The following is a 15,275-nucleotide window of genomic DNA, read 5'->3' as shown; positions in this document are numbered from 1 at the left end:
TTAACTACGCGGTTTTCTCAATGCGCGTAAGGCCGCCCATGTATGGCTGTAATGCTTCAGGAATATGAATGCTGCCATCTTCCTGTTGATAATTTTCCATCACAGCGATCAGGGCACGTCCAACAGCAACCCCGGAACCGTTGAGCGTATGCACAAAGCGCGTTGTTTTTTCGCCTTCAGGACGATAACGCGCATTCATGCGACGCCCCTGAAAATCACCGCAGACCGAGCAGCTCGAAATTTCGCGATAAGCATTCTGGCCCGGCATCCAGACTTCAATATCGTAGGTCTTCTGTGCGCCAAACCCCATATCGCCTGTGCAAAGAACAACGGTACGGAATGGCAGACCGAGGCGCTTTAACACTTCTTCAGCACAGGCAGTCATACGCTCATGCTCTGCAACCGAGCTATCCGCATCGGTAATCGACACCATTTCAACTTTTAAAAACTGGTGCTGGCGCAGCATACCGCGGGTATCACGGCCGGCAGAACCTGCTTCCGAGCGGAAACATGGCGTCAATGCGGTGTAGCGCTGTGGCAGGGTTTTCACATCAACGATTTCATCCGCAACCAGATTGGTCAGCGGCACTTCGGCAGTCGGAATCAGCCAGCGACCATCGGTGGTGCGGAACAAATCTTCGGTGAATTTCGGCAGCTGTCCGGTGCCATAAACAGCTTCATCACGCACCATCAGCGGTGGCATGACCTCCATATAGCCATGCTCATTGGTGTGCAGATCAAGCATGAACTGACCAAGCGCGCGTTCAAGACGCGCAAGCGGGCCTTTGAGAACCGTGAAACGCGAACCTGCAATTTTTGCAGCGCGTTCAAAATCCATAAACCCAAGCGCTTCGCCCAGTTCATAATGTTCTTTTGGTTCAAATGAAAAATTACGTTGATTACCAATGCGACGGATTTCGACATTATCTGCCTCATCCGTGCCAAGGGGAACATCATCCGCTGGAACGTTCGGAAGCGTAGAAAGCGCGTCATTGAGTTCTTTGATCAGGCGACGTTCGGTTTCCTCAGCTTCTGCAAGGAATGTCTTCAGCTCGCCAACTTCTGCTTTCAGCTTGTCAGCCGTTGCAGCGTCCTTTTCGGCCATGGCTTTGCCAATTTCTTTGGAAGCCGCATTGCGACGTTCCTGAGCGACCTGAACCTTGCCAACATGTTCGCGGCGCTTTTCATCCAGCGCAATCAGTTGGGACGAGAGCGGCCCTGCTCCGCGCTTGGCAAGCGCTTTATCGAGAGCTTCAGGGTTTTCACGAATCCATTTGATATCAAGCATGGGAAAAGCCGTTTCAAGTAATTTACAACAAGAGAGGCTGCGCTCATGCAGCCTCTGTTTAACATAGGTCCGGATCAGGAAGTCGAAGCGCTGTCTTCGGCGTCAGCCTCATTTTTCGCTTCGTTTCTCTGCTTCTCAATCATCCGGGCCAGTATGATAGAAATCTCGTAGAGAAGGATCGTCGGTATGGCAAGACCGATCTGGCTCGCAGGGTCCGGCGGTGTCAGAACAGCTGCCACCACAAAGGCGATAACAATTGCATATTTGCGCTTGTCTTTAAGGCCTTGTGAGGTCAGCAAACCGGCCCGCGTCAGAAGACTTGTGACAACCGGCAACTGAAAAACCAGACCAAAGGCAAAGATGAGCGTCATGATCAGGCTCAGATATTCAGAAACCTTTGGCAGAAGCGAAATCTGCACTTCACCGTTTCCACCCGACTGCTGCATGGCAAGGAAGAACCACATCACCATCGGCGTGAAAAAGAAATAGACGAGTGCTCCACCAATCAGGAACAAAATCGGTGAAGCAATCAGAAAAGGCAAAAATGCCATGCGTTCATGTTTGTAGAGTCCGGGCGCCACAAACTTGTAGATCTGAGCCGCGATGACAGGAAATGCCAACACAAGACCGCCAAACATGGCGACTTTCACCTGGGTGAAGAAAAACTCCTGTGGCGCAGTATAAATCAATTCAGCTTTTGAACGATCCATTCCCGCCCAGTCGATAGCCCATTGATAGGGCACAACAAGCAGATTGAAGAGCTGCTTTGCGAAAGCAAAACAGACAACAAAAGCGATAAAGAATGCTACAATCGCCCAGATCAGACGACGACGCAATTCGATCAGGTGTTCGAGCAGAGGAGCTGCGCTCTGTTCAATTTCGTCCTCGTCCCGGTTCACGCTTTGCTTCCTGTCTTTTCACTCGTCTTCCGAGTCGTCTTTTTCACTGGAGCGGCAAGTTTTTCTGATGCAAGTTTAACCGCAGCCGGTTTTTTAGCTGCCGGTTTTGTGGCTAATGGCTTCGTGGTTGGTGGTTCTGTGTCCAATGGCGCCCTGGTTGTCTTTTGAGCAACCGGCTTTTTCACCGCTTTCGGAGCAGCCTTCTTGCGCGGCGTTTTTGGTTTAACATCGCGCTGTTCGGCAGGCGCCTCAACAGGAAGTGTTGTACCATCCGGCTCAACGGGGGTTGACACTTCTGCAAATTTTGACGTTTCCGCCGGAGACATTGAAGTCGTAGACTGAAGGCTCGAGCGGATATCTTCACCCGCACTGCGAATCGGGTCAAAAACCTGCGTCAATTTAGAACGCGGATCGAGCTTGCGCGCTTCATCGACAATATTCTTCACATCCTCAAGTTCGGCTTCTTTCAAAGCTTCATTGAACTGATTGCGAAACTCATTGGCAGTGCTGCGCATACGCGCTGTTGCTTTACCGAAAGCTCTGAGCATCTTCGGCAAATCCTTAGGCCCAACCACCACGATCATCACAATCGCGATGACCAGCAGTTCAGACCAACCGATATCCAACATGTTGATACTCCGCGCCCGGATGCGCGCCCCGTCTCTCGGTGGAAAACTGCAATTCAGATCACATCAGGATTTTGTCGTCTTCTTGACATCCTTGACGGCATCGTCAGCACGCGCATCAATTGTTCGTGCGCTGTTATCGGCATCCGCCTTGGCATCTTCCTTGGCTGCGTCTTCGTCAGACATGCCCTGCTTGAAGTTCTTGATGCCCTTGGCAACATCACCCATCAATTCAGGAATTTTGCCACGACCAAACAGAAGCAGCACAACCGCGAGAACGATCAGCCAGTGCCAGATAGAAAAGCTACCCATTTTATTCCTCTCAATGCCGTGAAGCACGGCCTAATCCTGCATTGCTGACTACGATTTAAGCGCTTTCAACAAATCTTTCAAACAGAACTGTGTCCGTGAACGAAGATAAACCAAACAATTTGTCATAACTTGCCCCAAATCAATCGCCGCGCGGTGCAAGCAATCCCAAATCTTCAAGATCGATATCTTCCAACGGCTCTTCATCAGCGGTTAATTCATCGGGATCGACATTGGGAGCCGGAACCGAAAAACCGGATGGAATACGTGCTGATAACAAACCGGCACCACGCAACTCTTCCAGACCCGGTAAATCGCGTATTTCCGGCAGGCCGAAATGGTCAAGAAATGCATCGGTAGTGCCATAGGTCACTGGACGTCCGGGTGTGCGACGACGACCGCGCAACTTGATCCAGCCCGTTTCCATCAACACATCAAGCGTCCCTTTTGATGTTTCCACGCCGCGAATATCTTCAAGCTCTGCGCGTGTCACGGGCTGATGATAGGCAATAATCGCCAAAACTTCCATTGCTGCACGCGACAATTTGCGTTGCTGAACCCTCTCATGGCTCAAAAGAAAACCAAGATCAGGAGCAGTGCGAAATGCCCATGCAGTGCCAAGCTGAACAAGATTGACGCCCCTGCCCTGATAGATTCTTTGCAGATGATCGAGCACCGCCGGCAAATCAACATGAGCCGGAAGACGCTCTGACAAGGTGCGCTCCGTAACCGGCTCCGCAGAAGCAAAGATAATCGCTTCGGCAATCCGGCCAAACTCGGCAAGCGTCATAGACTGTTCTGGATTTCCCGCATCATCGTCATGATCATCCATTACAATTTCTGTCTCAGACATCTTCGTCCTCATCCAGTTCATACAATCCAGCCTGAGCACGCATATAGATAGGCTCAAAAGGCGCATTCTGCCGCACTTCAAGCTTGCCTTCACGCACAAGTTCCAGACTTGCAGCAAAGGAACTGGCCAAAGCCGATGCCCGTTCTTGCGGCGAGAGTGTATAATTGATCAGAAAATGATCCAGTGTGATCCAGTCATCACTCATGCCCATCAATCTTACAAGTGAGCGCCGTGCTTCTTTCAAAGACCAGACAGCACGTTTTTCGATCTGAACATGCGTAACACTCTGGCGCTGACGCTGCGATGCATAAGCAACCAGCAATTCATACAATGTCGCTGAAAACTGGTTTGAACGATCTACGGCAACCAGTTCCGGCATACCGCGAGCGAAAAAATCACGCCCCAGGCGATTACGGTTGGCCAGCTTGGCTGCGGCATCACGCATAGCTTCAAGGCGTTTCAGGCGAAATTGCAGCGTGGCAATCAGCTCTTCACCTGTTGCTTCATCATCCCCTTTTTGTTTGGGAATCAGTAGCTTGGACTTAAGATAAGCAAGCCAGGCTGCCATGACGAGATAATCAGCGGCAAGTTCCAGTTTCAGCGCCTGCGCCTGTTCTACAAAGCCCAGATATTGTTCTGCAAGCGCCAGAACCGAGATACGGGACAGGTCAACACGCTGATTACGGGCCAGATGCAACAGCAAATCCAGCGGACCTTCAAAGCCCTGCACATCGATCAGCAGTGAAGATTCACTGTTTTCGCGTTCGGGGTCATTTTGCCACAAAGCATCCATCGGCACGTTTGCGCCGTCTTTGCTCATTGTGTCGGTTTCAGATCCTGTCACCCGTTTATCCTGCCGTTCTGTCGGCCAATCGACATTCACACTGGCCTTTCAAGAACATCTTACCTTAAGAATCACCTGTTAAGCTATCGCTTCAAAGATTTGTCCAAATTCTTCACGCAGTTCGTCTTCATCTGACAAATCAGGTTCACCTGCATAGACTTCAGCCAGTTCTGCACGCCTGAGTGATTTACCCTCAAGCAGCGGAACCCGTGCCGCGACTTTTTTGAGTTCATCCATTACGCCCGCACAGTAAAGAACAATATCGCAACCCGCATTGGTAATATTTTCAGCAATATCGCCCAGATCGCCGGAAAGCGCCTTCATCGAAATATCGTCGCTGATTATCAAACCATCAAACTGGATGACATCACGGATAACCGTATTGATGACAGTGGGGGAAAGCGTTGAAGGGTGGTCTGGATCAAGGCAATCAAAAATCACATGCGCTGTCATAGCCATTGGCAGATCATTCAAAGCCTTGAATGGCACAAAATCATGCGTAACCAGTTCACTTAATGGAGCATTTACACGCGCCAGCTCCTTGTGCGTATCGCTGAATGCACGACCATGTCCGGGCATATGTTTAATAACCGGCAATACACCACCGGCAAGCAGACCTTCGGCGGCAGCACGCCCCATTTCCACAACGTCCTGCGGCTTTTTGGAATAAGCGCGTGTACCAATCACATCATGCGCACCTTCAACCGGTACATCAAGGACAGGCAGACAATCGGCATTAATGCCAAGCTTAAGCAGATCAAAGGCTTGCAGCCGAGCATGCAGCCATGCAGCATGAAGACCAAGCTCCTTATCGCGGTTATAGATGGCGCCAATTTCAGCCGCAGCCGGATAATTGGGAACCAATGGCGGACGAAGACGCTGCACGCGCCCACCCTCCTGATCAATAAATACCGGCATTTGAGGACGATCCGCCATATCGCGTAATTGTTCGGTCAGATCAGCCACCTGTTCAAGGCTTTCGATGTTACGCGCAAAGAGAATAAAGCCCCAAGGCTTTTCATCACGGAAGAAGGCTATCTCATCACGGGTCAGTTTCGTACCGGCCACACCTGCAATCCATGCCTTGCATTCGCTCATGCGATATTCCTTCGATCCGTTCGTTCGCAAATCAGTGATTATGATTTATCTGAAAAATAACCCGCTTGGTAGTCATACGAAAAAAGGGCGACCAAAGCCGCCCTTTTTAAATTGATCCATCAGTGCACAATTTACTGCGTCACAAAACAGCTGCCACCAGCGCTCTTGAAACGTCCGCAGAGTGCATTTGCTTCTTCTTTCGTGCCGGCCTGAACCCGAACCCGGTAATAAGTACCCTTATTTGGAATATCTGCACGCTTGATATCCACAGCACGGCCACCAATCACGCTGCCATAACGCTGCGCCATATTGGCATATGACTTCTGGGCCAGTTCAGCAGAAGGCTGTGAAGCAATCTGGATGAAATAGCCACCGGCTGCGGCTGATGCGACCTGAGATGCAGATGCCTGAGCTGGTAACTGTGTACGCTGCGGCACATTACCAACAATTGTGGTCGGCTGCTGAGCAGGACGCGAAGGCACAACAGGCGCACGAACAGAAACGGCAGGAGCCTGCGTTGCAGGTTGATTATTGGCAACAGCCTGCCGGGGTTCATTGCCCGCAGCAATCGCTGCAATCTCATCCGTTTCAGCTGGGGGAGCAATCGGTTCATCGTTGTTCGTCGCAGAGACAGGCGCAACCTGCTGTGGTGTCGTTTGAACAGGCGGCTGCGACTGAACGATCGAACCATCTGGACGCACAATCATGGTTTCCACTTCGCGCGGCTGGATCAATGGCGTATTTTGACCGGAATCTGATGAAGCAGCATGATTGGTCTCAGCGCTGTCATTCATACCCGCATCATCATCCCGCGCTCCAATATCCACAGGCTCCTCACCCGCAGAAATAAGCGACTTCTGTTCAGGATTATTAGGCAAAGTGCCTGTAACCCGTTCATAAACGGCCTTGTCCTGATTAGGAACCACCGCACCACCCGGATTTTCAGGCTGCACCTTGATTGGCTGGTTTTCTGCACGAATCACAACCGGTTCACCCGAGCCACTATCACCAAGGAAGTGATAGCCTATACCACCAATGAGAACAGCCAGACCCGCAACGCTTGCAAGAATCAGACCGCGACGGCCACGCACAGGCCGATTGCGATAGGCTTCGGCAGCAAGACCAAGATCATCTTCCGGCTGCATGGCCGCACGTGTGCCAAACTCGCCGCCCTCCATGGTCTGTGCGCCCTGTGCAGCCCAATGATTGTAATAATCATCGTTGCTGCCAGCCGTGTTTTGCGGCGTGACAGATGCAACAGCCGGGTTAGCACGACCATAGGCAACAGTTGCAGCGGCGGCGCCAAGACCAAGTGCTGCACCTGCCGCTACACCACCATTGGGCAGATAAGATGATGCACTTTCACGGAAAATATCCTCAAAAGCCTTATCGGCTTCACTCTGAACCTCATGCTGCGGGTTCGATTCTTCAATATCCATGGTGCTGAAGACTTCAGCAAACTCAGCTTCCAGATCGTTGAGCGATGTGCCTGCATCTTCATCACCATAATTTACCTCAGGCAAATCAAGTGAATGGGTTTGCTCGACTTTACTATCGGCAACGCTCAGCGTTTCAATTTCAGGCGCAGGTGCTGCGAAAGCCGACCGCTGGTCTGCATAATTTGCAAAAGACGGGGCAGCGGAATCCTGTCCTTCATCATTGTAGGTCGCATGAGCATAAACCGGCTCGCTTTGTTGCTCAGCCTCCCCCTCGGAAGACAAATCAAAATCATCCTCCGTAAAGAAATCTTCTTCGTTAAAGTCAGTCGAAGCATCGGCTGCCACAAAAGAAGGTGTATCCCCGGAAGGTTCAAATCCGAAATCATCTTCGGTGAGCGAAATTTCATTCAGATCTGACAAATCATCATCAGCGGATTCCGCAGCCGAAATGGCAAAATTATCTGCATTCGCAGCCCAAAAATCACTCTCTGGCTCAGGATTTTGCGTTTCGTAAGCCGATCCAGTCTCATGAGCTGCGTCAGAAGACAGAACCGCTGTGGTTGATGCTCCTGCCGCAAAGTTACTCAGCGTATAATGCGGATATGCCTCCGGCTGTGCCTGAGGCGACGTTTCAGATGCATAGCTTTCAGATGCATAACTTTCTGGCGCATAGCTTGCGGCAGCTTCAACAGGCATATCGGCCTGCAAATCTTGTAGCGAGAAATCGTCAAATGACGGCTCGGAATAGGTCGCATTATCCGCGACATGGTCATTAAAATGCAGCGTATCATGCTCAGATTGCTGCGTTTCTTCGCGATAATCCGGCTGATATGTTGGTTCTGGTTCAAATTCAGGCTGCGGCTCCTCGCCAAACAGCAAGTTTTCCAGCTCATCCTCAAGAGAAAGCTGATGTGCTCTCTCATGATGTGCAACAGCATCGTTTGTCAGATGCTCAACAGGCCTGCTGGCAGCGTATGCATCCGGGTGAGCCTCTTCATAAACCGTACGCGCCCGGGAATAATCATCATAGTCAAACTGCGCGACGGGCTCCAGGCGATCGGCCTCGACAAATTCAAAGGACTGCTCAGGCGCTGCGGGCTGTTGCTCACTTAAGTGAAGATCAAATTCCTCTTCGAGAGCGGATAGCAGATGGTCCTCATGCAGTACGGACTCTTCATCCTGATATGAAGCTGGTGAAAAAGAGGCCGCATGTTGCTGCGGTTGCGCTTCATCGCCAAAATCACCCAGCAATTCACGCTCAAGATCGAACGAAAGATCGCTTTCGCCCGAATCAAAATCTGGTTCAGCTCGATAGCCGTCCCCGCGGTCACTTTGGGCAATATTGGTATCAGCAGACGCGCCGAAGTCCATAATCCTTGATAATTCCATCAGCGGATCATCTTCGTGCAGCGGATGCTCGCCGTAATTACGGGAATTAGCACTGCTGTCCGTCATGATTTGTTCCTAACTCAAGCCCAGACGCCACAAGACATCTTGATACATCACATTTTAGCGAGGCAATGTGGGCAAAAGTTGACGGAAGTTACCTACGCTACATGAAAGCCCGACGACTCAACACTTCGCCGACCTTCCATCTTTGACTTGTCTTCACCCGCTCAACTCTGATGTTGAACTTACGAGTAACCAATTCGTCTTAGCGCATTTCCGTTGGAGCATCCGCACCGATAATCGTCAAACCAGAAGTCAGAACATCGGAAACGACCTGCACCAGCCCGAGCCTTGCTAGCGACAATTCTGTATCGTTAACCTTAATAAAACGTAAGTCCGGGTTTTCTGTACCCTTATTCCATTGCGAATGAAGGCTGCTGGCAAGATCATAAAGGTAAAAAGCAAGGCGATGCGGTTCCTGATGGGTCGCCGCAGCTTCAATCAGACGCGGATATTCGGCAAGCTTGCGGATAAGCGCAATTTCACTTTCATCCGTGAGCTTGTGAAGATGTGCACCAAGCGAAACGCGATCCAGATCGCTCAGGCCAAGCTGATCAACTGCCTGACGAAAGACCGAATGGCAACGCGCCGACGCATATTGCACATAGAATACCGGATTATCCTTCGACTGCTCCGTTACTTTTGCAAAATCAAAATCGAGCGGCGCATCATTCTTCCGGTAAAGCATCATGAACCGCACCGGATCACGACCAACTTCATCAACCACATCGCGCAGCGTGATAAATTCGCCAGAACGCTTCGACATGCGCACAGGCTCACCATCACGAAACAGTTTGACCAACTGGCAAAGCAACACTGTCAGCTTGGCCTTGCCATCGGAGACAGCACGCGCAACGGCTTCAAGGCGCTTGACATAGCCGCCATGATCCGCACCCAGCACATAGATCATCTCATTGAAACCGCGGTCATATTTATCTTTGAAATATGCAACATCGGCCGCAAAATAAGTGAAAGTACCGTCAGACTTCATCAATGGACGATCAATATCGTCACCAACTTCAGTCGAGCGGAACAAGGTCTGTTCACGGTCTTCCCACTCTTCCGGCAGTTGCCCCTTTGGCGGTGGCAGCTTGCCCTTATAGACGTGGCCCTTGAGCGTCAGATCATTGATCGCGGCACGAATGGCCCGCGCATGATCTGCATGCAGGGTACGTTCAGAATAAAACACATCATGATGAACATTGAGCGCCTCAAGATCCGCGCGAATCATTGCCATCATCGCATTGATGGTGCGTTCCTTGACGAGGACCAGCGCTTCCTCTTCCGGCATTTCCAGAAGCTTTCTGCCAAACTCTTTCGCAAGCGCCTCTCCCACCGGAACCAGATAATCACCCGGATAAAGGCCAGCAGGGATTTCACCGATATTTTCACCAAGCGCTTCGCGATAACGCAACATCGCGGAATTGGCCAAAACATCAATCTGTGCGCCTGCATCATTGATGTAATATTCCTTGATGACATCGAAGCCTGCAAATTTCAGCAGGTTTGCCAGTACGTCACCAACAACAGCGCCCCGGCAATGACCGACATGCATCGGCCCTGTCGGATTTGCAGAAACATATTCTACATTGACCTTTGTGCCGTTACCAAGCTTTGAGCGACCAAAATCGGTCCCTGCATTGAGCATTCCCTGCAATTCACGCTGCCAATATGCATCCTTCAGACGCAAATTGATGAAACCCGGACCAGCAACGTCAACACTTGCGACATCTTCATCAGCCTTCAAGGCATCAGCAATCGCACTTGCCAGTTCTCGCGGGTTTTGCCCCACCGCTTTGGAAAGCACCATCGCCGCATTGGTCGCAATATCACCATGCGAAGGATCGCGTGGCGGCTCCACACTGAGGCGCGACAAATCCAGTTCGCCGCCGTCTTTCGTTTTCAGATCAATATCTTGCAACGTTTTTTTGATACGCGCGTCGAAATCTGCAAAGATATTCATGGTTCGTCCTGTCAGGCTTCCGTCCGGCATGCGTCTTTAATGCCAGCGTTGGCTCATCATAAAATTAGCAATGATGCCGATGCATTCAGCCCTAGCACCCGCTCTCTAACGCTCCGATTAAGCTAAATCGGGTGTGTGGTCAAACAATCGTCGGTGTTCGCGCACTGCATAATTGTCAGTCATCCCTGCCAGATAGTCGGCAACGCGGCGTGCACGCCCTGATTCATCAAGCATTTCCCAACCCGCCTGCCACTCGGAAGGCATGACAGAAGGCTTTTCAAATGAAATATCAAAAAGATCCTGAACAATTTTATCGGCAGCATGTCTGCGTATCACGACGCTTTCATGAAAATAAAGGTTCTTGAACAAAAAGCTTTTCAAGGCTTTTTCCTCATCACGCATCGTGTCCGAAAAGCCAACAAGTGCACGAGGCTGCGCATGAACCTCTTCAAGGCTTGCCGGTTTGGCGGCCTCTATATGCCGTTGCGATTGCGCAATCACGTCTTCCACCATGATCGTGATCTGACGGCGTACAAGCTCATGCCCAGTGCGCACGGCATCAAGGCCCGGATAGCGTGATCTGACAATATCGAGCAGTCTTTTCGTCAGAGGCACTTCATCAAGTCCCTCAAGCGTCAACAGGCCGGAACGAAGGCCGTCATCAATATCATGGGCATTATAGGCAATATCATCGGCGATGGCCGCACATTGGGCTTCAAGACTGGCAAAGCGCGACAGTTCAAGATCATAACGCGTGTTAAAATCGAGGATCGGTTGTGGAACCGGCTCGTCGGTATGGGTCGCAAAAGGCCCCACCAGCGGACCATTGTGTTTGACAAGTCCTTCCAGCGTCTCCCATGACAGGTTCAGCCCGTCAAAATCCGCATAACGATGCTCAAGCTTTGTCACGATGCGCAAAGACTGCGCATTATGATCAAAACCGCCATAGGATTTCATACGTTCATTAAGCGCATCTTCGCCGGTATGTCCGAACGGCGTATGGCCAAAATCATGGACAAGGGCGACGGCTTCCGCGAGATCTTCATCCAGACGCAAGGCACGCGCAAGCGCACGGGCAATCTGTGCAACTTCAATCGTATGAGTCAGACGGGTACGGTAATGATCACCTTCATGGGCAATAAAAACCTGCGTTTTATGTTTGAGACGGCGAAAGGCCGTTGAATGAATGATTCGATCACGATCACGCTGAAAAGGAGTTCGCGTCAGACTTTCCGGTTCGGATACCAGCCGTCCACGGCTTAAGGCCGGGTTAGAGGCATAAGGTGCACGTTCTCGATAGCCAAAGCCGATGCCTTCAAGTGACCCGTTTTTCTGGTCGGACATTGCGATGCAGTCCTCACTGTAATATGATTACTTAAATCATGAGTGGAGATTGACTTCCGCTCACTGCGTTCATAGCTATCAGTTAAACATGATGGCAAGTATGCGCAGGACGTGAATTGTGTAATTCCACTTCGTTCTACGCATTTAAAGATTGAACGAGACAGATAGCGGAACAAGGCAGATGACAGATATTCGCGTTTCTGAATCCGCAGCCAGGCGGATTGCAAAAATTATCAGTTCGGAGCCGGACAAAACCGCATTGCGCGTTTCTGTTGAAGGTGGTGGTTGTTCCGGCTTTTCATATAAATATGATCTCGTTGATGATCAGTCCGATGATGATATTGTTATTGAAAAGCTCGGCGCCAAAGTGCTGATCGATTCCATTTCCGTGCCTTATATGGATGGTTCGGAAATTGATTTCGTTGACGATCTGATGGGCCAGTCGTTCCAGATACGCAATCCCAATGCAACAGCGTCATGCGGTTGCGGAACAAGCTTCGCAATCTGAGCGAAGTGCAATTGCAAAGAAAAACCGGCTATTTGATATAGCCGGTTTTGTTTTATCAGACTTTTACCGATGACACGGTCGCATCAATATGATCGACCAGCGCATCCGGCAAGCCTAGCCGCCCGGCCAGCATATCAAGATATCCGCGTTCTGCACGGCTATCGGGATCAATGGTCAGACGCGAAGCCGTATAGAGTTCGACCTTCTGCTCTTCAGTCTGCGCAGCCGACACCAGTGCATCGATATCGATCGGGTCAGCCAGCTCTTTTTCCAAAAACGCTTCCGCCTCACTGTCAAGACCTGAAATCTGAAGCTTTTCCATGATCAGGGCACGTTCGCTCGCATCAATATGGCCACCCGCCTTGGCGGCAGCAATCATCGCCTGAATAAGGGTCAGCGCAAAACTGTTGCTCATTGCAGATGCTTGCGGATGAAATGGTGAATCCGCAGGTGGAGCGGGGAGCAGTTCAGGCTCTGCTGCTGGCTGCGGAGCGGTTTGCGGCTGCTGACCGGATTTATAGTTCTTGTAAGCAAGATAACCCAGACCAGCGATTGCAGCTATGCCGCCTGCGGTCGCAACATTACCAGCAAGTTTACGTCCGGTTTTGGTGCCCAAAATTGCCGCAGCAATAGCGCCTGTAGCCAAAGGGTTCCTTTTTGCGAGTTCAGTGGCCTGCCCTGCCTTATCACGAACACTTCCTGACATGCCCGGTATCTGTGATCCCAGAAACTGATCAAGAAGCTTTTTGGCGTCGAACATACAAATCTCCTGTTTGGCTACTATTTTATGGAGATAGGAACGCAAAAGCGGCAATACAAATGGCTGAACAAGCAATTATGCAAATAGCTGCAAATTCTGTGGTGGAGAGTGGCCAGCGCTTGCCCTCGCCGCATCTTCCGCCTAATCATTTCATCATGAAAATCGCGACATGGAATATAAACGGCGTCAAGGCGCGTATCGAGAACCTCCAGCACTGGCTGAAGGAATCCTCGCCTGACATTGCCTGCCTTCAGGAAATCAAGTCAGTGGACGATCTGTTCCCGCGGCTTGAGATTGAAGCGCTCGGCTATCACGTCGAGACGCACGGGCAAAAAGGCTTTAACGGCGTTGCCATTCTTTCCAAGAAATCGCCTGATGAGGTCAATCGCGGGCTTCCCGGCGATGACAGTGACGAACAGGCCCGTTTTATGGAAGCCGTCTTTTCGACCGATAAAGGCGTTCTGCGCGTTGTTTCGCTGTATCTTCCAAACGGCAATCCGATCGATACGGAAAAATTTCCCTATAAGCTCTCGTGGATGCAGCGCCTTGAAGCCTGGGCAAAGAACAGGCTTGAACTGGAAGAACCACTTGTTCTTGCTGGCGACTATAATGTTATTCCTGAGCCATATGACGCAAAAAACCCGCAGCAATGGCTAGGTGATGCTCTGTTTCAGCCGCAATCACGTCAGGCATTTCGCCGTCTGGAAAATCTGGGCTTTACCGAAGCGCTCAGAGCTGCAACGGATAATGAAGACATATATACATTCTGGGATTATCAAGCAGGTGCATGGCAGAAAAACAATGGCATCCGCATCGATCATCTGATGCTGTCACCGGAAGCCGCCAACCACTTTGTTTCAACCGACATCGAAAAACATGTCAGGGGGTGGGAAAAGCCGTCAGATCACGTGCCGGTAACGCTCACATTATCCGTCTGATAGTCAGGCTGGCTTAAATTATCAGTAATCGCCCTTGAGCGTATAATTGCTGGAAAGCGCAATGGCGTTGCGGCGATCTGCTTCTCCGGCAATCGAAAAAGCCTGTTCCTGCATATCGCGTATCCATGAGCAATCATCTGTCGGACAGCGCTCAAAGGCAGCGGTCAGCAAGGCCAGTCCACGCACAGTCTTTCCGGCCTGAAACAGCATATTGCCAAGCATCGCCTGAGCGCTGGCATTGCCCTTTTTGGCAGAAAGCTGGAACCAGCGTGCTGCCTGCATTGGATTAGGCTCTCCACCTTCCCCGTCCAGAAGCATCTTGCCAAGTTCATATTGTGCATCGGGATCACCAAAATTCGATGCAGCCTGCACATAGAGATTACGCGCAAATTTCGGATTGGCATTAACCGGAGAATCCGGAATCCCGCGCTTCACATAACCGGCCAGCGCAACCAGCGCATCGGCTACATAAGGCTCATTCTCTGAACCCGGCTCAGCACCATCACGAACGATCTTTTCAAAAATCTGATAGGCTTCATAGTCATTCTCTGCCACGCCGTCGCCTTCAGCATACATGCGAGCAAGCTTCCACTTCGCCCCCTGATGACCACGATCCGCCGCATAACGCAGTGCTTTAATCGCTTCATCTTTATGGCCGCTCTTATAGGCAGAGAAACCAAACTTGAACACTTCAAACGGACTGCGCGATTTCTCGGAGTCGTCGTTAAGATCAAAGGCCTGAGCGCTGTTACAAACAAGGGCCAAGCCAAGTGCCGCAGCGACAAGGGGATATGAAAAACAGCGAAAACGCATCACAACGCGGGTCTTTCATAATGATTGGAAGTTGATGACATAAGTGACAGATTACAATGAGTTTTCGTCAACACTGCGACCCGATTTTGACCGAAAAAAGCTCGTGTCGTATCAGAATGGAAAAAGAAGGACCGGACGGGCTTT

At 50.8% G+C, this 15,275-nt stretch carries 14 protein-coding genes; 2 read left to right on the top strand and 12 right to left on the bottom strand.

What is annotated here, in order from left to right; genetic code table 11:
• Nucleotides 1-4: 4 nt before the first annotated feature.
• From serS to FHY56_RS10500, 10 genes are all read right to left on the bottom strand, one after another.
• Nucleotides 5-1,288 carry a serine--tRNA ligase gene (gene serS, locus FHY56_RS10545; RefSeq protein ID WP_140905127.1) on the bottom strand — a complete coding sequence of 428 codons (1,284 nt, stop codon included), beginning with the start codon at nucleotides 1,286-1,288 and terminating at the stop codon, nucleotides 5-7.
• A gap of 74 nt (nucleotides 1,289-1,362) precedes the next feature.
• Nucleotides 1,363-2,187 (bottom strand): twin-arginine translocase subunit TatC, encoded by an 825-nt coding sequence (gene tatC, locus FHY56_RS10540; RefSeq protein WP_140905126.1) that lies wholly within the window; start codon nucleotides 2,185-2,187, stop codon nucleotides 1,363-1,365.
• The gene (tatB, locus tag FHY56_RS10535; protein ID WP_140905125.1) at nucleotides 2,184-2,816 is read right to left on the bottom strand and encodes a Sec-independent protein translocase protein TatB; all 633 of its coding nucleotides are present in this window, start codon (nucleotides 2,814-2,816) and stop codon (nucleotides 2,184-2,186) included. Before tatB ends, tatC begins: the two co-directional genes overlap by 4 nt.
• Nucleotides 2,817-2,879: 63 nt before the next feature.
• Nucleotides 2,880-3,125 (bottom strand): twin-arginine translocase TatA/TatE family subunit, encoded by a 246-nt coding sequence (locus FHY56_RS10530; protein WP_140905124.1) that lies wholly within the window; start codon nucleotides 3,123-3,125, stop codon nucleotides 2,880-2,882.
• Nucleotides 3,126-3,264: 139 nt separating this feature from the next.
• Nucleotides 3,265-3,954: an SMC-Scp complex subunit ScpB gene (gene scpB, locus FHY56_RS10525; RefSeq protein WP_235889478.1), complete on the bottom strand. Its 690-nt coding sequence runs from the start codon at nucleotides 3,952-3,954 to the stop codon at nucleotides 3,265-3,267.
• A gap of 13 nt (nucleotides 3,955-3,967) precedes the next feature.
• A complete protein-coding gene (locus tag FHY56_RS10520; RefSeq protein ID WP_140905243.1) occupies nucleotides 3,968-4,795 on the bottom strand; it encodes a segregation and condensation protein A in 828 nt (275 codons plus the stop codon).
• A 102-nt stretch (nucleotides 4,796-4,897) separates the two neighbouring features.
• Nucleotides 4,898-5,917, bottom strand: a complete 1,020-nt coding sequence (gene nagZ / locus FHY56_RS10515; protein WP_140905123.1) for a beta-N-acetylhexosaminidase — start codon at nucleotides 5,915-5,917, stop codon at nucleotides 4,898-4,900.
• Nucleotides 5,918-6,048: 131 nt separating this feature from the next.
• On the bottom strand, nucleotides 6,049-8,811 hold the full coding sequence (locus tag FHY56_RS10510) for an SPOR domain-containing protein (RefSeq protein WP_140905122.1): 2,763 nt from the start codon (nucleotides 8,809-8,811) through the stop codon (nucleotides 6,049-6,051).
• A 199-nt stretch (nucleotides 8,812-9,010) separates the two neighbouring features.
• Entirely contained in the window at nucleotides 9,011-10,768 is a 1,758-nt protein-coding gene (gene argS / locus FHY56_RS10505; RefSeq protein WP_140905121.1) for an arginine--tRNA ligase, read from the bottom strand.
• Between the two features lie 117 nt (nucleotides 10,769-10,885).
• Complete coding sequence (locus FHY56_RS10500; protein WP_140905120.1) at nucleotides 10,886-12,112, bottom strand: deoxyguanosinetriphosphate triphosphohydrolase; 1,227 nt, start codon at nucleotides 12,110-12,112, stop codon at nucleotides 10,886-10,888.
• A 181-nt stretch (nucleotides 12,113-12,293) separates the two neighbouring features.
• Here FHY56_RS10500 and erpA point away from each other — a divergent pair, with 181 nt between their 5' ends.
• A complete protein-coding gene (gene erpA, locus FHY56_RS10495) occupies nucleotides 12,294-12,620 on the top strand; it encodes an iron-sulfur cluster insertion protein ErpA (protein WP_140905119.1) in 327 nt (108 codons plus the stop codon).
• 55 nt (nucleotides 12,621-12,675) lie between these two features.
• Here erpA and FHY56_RS10490 read toward each other — a convergent pair whose 3' ends face one another.
• Nucleotides 12,676-13,380 carry a tellurite resistance TerB family protein gene (locus FHY56_RS10490; RefSeq protein WP_140905118.1) on the bottom strand — a complete coding sequence of 235 codons (705 nt, stop codon included), beginning with the start codon at nucleotides 13,378-13,380 and terminating at the stop codon, nucleotides 12,676-12,678.
• A gap of 155 nt (nucleotides 13,381-13,535) precedes the next feature.
• Between FHY56_RS10490 and xth the strand changes: the two genes are divergently transcribed.
• Entirely contained in the window at nucleotides 13,536-14,318 is a 783-nt protein-coding gene (gene xth, locus FHY56_RS10485) for an exodeoxyribonuclease III (RefSeq protein WP_140905241.1), read from the top strand.
• Between the two features lie 21 nt (nucleotides 14,319-14,339).
• Here the strand turns inward: xth and FHY56_RS10480 are convergent, their stop codons facing one another.
• A complete protein-coding gene (locus FHY56_RS10480; protein WP_140905117.1) occupies nucleotides 14,340-15,131 on the bottom strand; it encodes a tetratricopeptide repeat protein in 792 nt (263 codons plus the stop codon).
• Nucleotides 15,132-15,275: the final 144 nt, after the last annotated feature.

Source organism: Brucella gallinifaecis (assembly GCF_006476605.1).
In the GTDB taxonomy this organism is placed as follows: Bacteria; Pseudomonadota; Alphaproteobacteria; order Rhizobiales; family Rhizobiaceae; genus Brucella; species Brucella gallinifaecis.
Note: the sequence above shows the minus strand (reverse complement) of the source record. Positions and strands in the feature narration are given on the sequence as shown.